3 protein-coding genes are annotated in these 2,229 nt (G+C 72.2%); all 3 read left to right on the top strand.

Features of this window, described 5'->3' with window-relative positions:
• On the top strand, positions 1 to 391 hold a 391-nt coding region (locus AB0O00_RS36500; RefSeq protein ID WP_363659005.1), incomplete at its 5' end, for a LysR substrate-binding domain-containing protein.
• Positions 392 to 897: 506 nt separating this feature from the next.
• Positions 898 to 1,749, top strand: coding sequence for an AraC family transcriptional regulator (locus AB0O00_RS36495; protein ID WP_363659004.1), 852 nt, complete (start codon positions 898 to 900; stop codon positions 1,747 to 1,749).
• Positions 1,731 to 2,087, top strand: a complete 357-nt coding sequence (locus AB0O00_RS36490; protein ID WP_363659003.1) for a peptidase inhibitor family I36 protein — start codon at positions 1,731 to 1,733, stop codon at positions 2,085 to 2,087. The genes AB0O00_RS36495 and AB0O00_RS36490 overlap by 19 nt, the downstream gene beginning before the upstream one ends.
• The last annotated feature ends 142 nt before the right edge of the window (positions 2,088 to 2,229 follow it).

Below are 2,229 nucleotides of genomic sequence, written 5' to 3'. Positions count from 1 at the left end.
GGTCCTGCCGCTCGGCCACCCGCTGGCCGCCGCCGACGGCCCGGTCGCCGTCGCCGACCTCGCCGCCGAACCCTGGATCGGGCCGTACCCCGGCAACCCCTGCCACGACGTGGTCCTGCTGGCCTGCGAACACGCCGGCTTCCAGCCCCGTCTCGTCCATTCCTCCGACGACTTCCGGGCCGTCGTCGCCCTCGCCTCCGCCGGCGCGGGCGTGGCCCTGGTGCCGCGCTCGGCCCTGCGCGGCGTCGACCTCGGCCAGGTCGCCGTCCGCCCGGTCGACAGCGAGCTCGCCACCCGCCGCGTCTTCGCCGCCGTCCGCGCGGGCGCGGGCGGGCACCCGCTGATCCGCCCGGTGCTGGATGCCCTGGCGGAGGCGGCGGCGACCACCTGAGGCCACTGCCGTCCGGGGCTGCGCCCACCCGGGGCCGCGACCATCCGAGGCCATTGCCTCTGCTCCCCGCGGATCCGCCGGAAACCCCTGATCGTCGGATCTTCACGGACCCGCCGCGCGGGTTCACATTTTTGGATGAACCCCCACGGAACTTTCCCTGACAGCGTGATCCTCGCTGTGGTTGGATCTCCTCACCGTCAGATGTTGATCATGGTTCCGGGCGGGCAGCCAGTCACTCCCCACGCTCCCTCATGCCCGCCCGTCCTGTTCCCGTGCACCCCCCCCCGCACGTCTGATCGGTCGTGTGAACCTCCCGCCCGCCGCGTGAGCACGGGCGAGCCATCCAGGAGTGACATGAGAACAATCACCAGCTCGGACCGCACCGGGGAAGTGGTGCAGAGGCAGCCGGATCGGCGGCTGCAGCCGGGCGTCCTTTCGTACAGGGGGTACCGCCTGCGATTCCCGCACCCGCGCCGACGGGTGGAACTGCCGATTCCGGCGTCACCATGCTCATCAACCTCGAAGCGCCGATCCGCCGGGCCGTGGCCACCGCCACCGGGCCGGGGACGTGGACCACGCACACCGCCCTCGTGACCGGCCAGCGCACCCACGCCACCCTGGTCGAGCACGACGGCCGGCTGCAGGCGATCGAGGTGCTGCTCACACCCGAGATGGCCTACCGGGTCTTCGGCCCCCCGGTGGGCGACATCGGGGGCGGGGCGGTGTCGCCCGAGGACCTCCTCGGACCGGCCGGTGCCCGCCTGGTCGCCATGCTGGGAGACGCGTGGACCTGGCGCGAGCGCTTCGCCCGGCTCGACCGCTGGCTCCTCAACCGGGCCTGGGGCGGGGCCGCCGTCGACCGTCAAGTGCACGGCGCCTGGCGCGAACTGCTGCGCACCGGCGGGACTCTACCGGTGCGTCAGCTGGCCCTGCTGACGGGTTGGAGCGAACGCCACCTGGCCAACCGCTTCCGGGCACAACTCGGCATCCTGCCGAAACAGGCGGCACGGATCGTCCGCATCCAGCGCACCCTGAAACTGCTTCAGGCGGGGGCGGACCCGGCCTCGGTGGTGGCGGCACACGGCTTCTGCGACCAGTCCCACTTCACCCGCGAGTTCAAGGCGATGGCCGGGCAGACGCACCGCGCCTTCGTGCGCAGCCGCCTGCGCGGCGGCTGCGCGGCCATCCCCGTCGACCGTCTGGACGGCGCGGTCACCAGTGCGGTGCTGCCGCTCGCACCCCCCGAGCAGCCCGCTTCGCTTTTCTCCTATACCCGGCACGGCGGTGCCCGGGATCCTCGTGCTCAGGAAGACACCTACTGGAAGGACGGAATACAGCCATGCGCAACAAGATCATGACCGGCGCGCTCGCCCTCGCCCTCGGGACCCTCGGTGTCGTCGGCACCGCCGGGGCCGCGAACGCCGACGCTTGCCCGTCGACGAAGCTCTGCGCCTACGCCCAGACCAACTACAACGGGACGCCCGGCCAGGTTCAGTACAACAACGACAACCTGCTGCAGTACTACTCGTTCGCCAACGCGGCCTCGGTGTCCAACAGCGGCACCCAGTGCTCCGTGACGATCTACTCGGGCACCGGCGGCACCGGTTCCTCGGTCGTCATCCCCCGCGGCTACGGCATCGGGGACCTGTCCGGCACGGCGTTCTACCACAGCGTGGCCTCCGACTACTGGTGCTGAGACCATGACCCACCGCAGAGCAACGCTGGTGCTCGCGGTGCTGCTCGCGGCGGCCGGGTGCAGTTCCGCACCCGGCCACCCGGCGGCGCTGCCGGTGCCCTTGGGCGGGGCGGCCCGCCCCACCGCGCCGGAGCAGACCCGT

It is taken from the genome of Kitasatospora sp. NPDC093558 (genome assembly GCF_040683475.1).
Lineage (GTDB): Bacteria > Actinomycetota > Actinomycetes > Streptomycetales > Streptomycetaceae > Kitasatospora.
The sequence above is the reverse complement of the archived record's forward strand: the minus strand, read 5'-3'. Positions and strand labels throughout refer to the sequence as shown.

What these genes read in the sequence shown, in the direction of transcription:
- AB0O00_RS36490 (WP_363659003.1), top strand. Translation starts at nt 1,731, where the DNA reads ATGCGCAACAAGATCATGACCGGCGCGCTCGCCCTCGCCCTCGGGACC.
- AB0O00_RS36495 (WP_363659004.1), top strand. Translation starts at nt 898, where the DNA reads ATGCTCATCAACCTCGAAGCGCCGATCCGCCGGGCCGTGGCCACCGCC.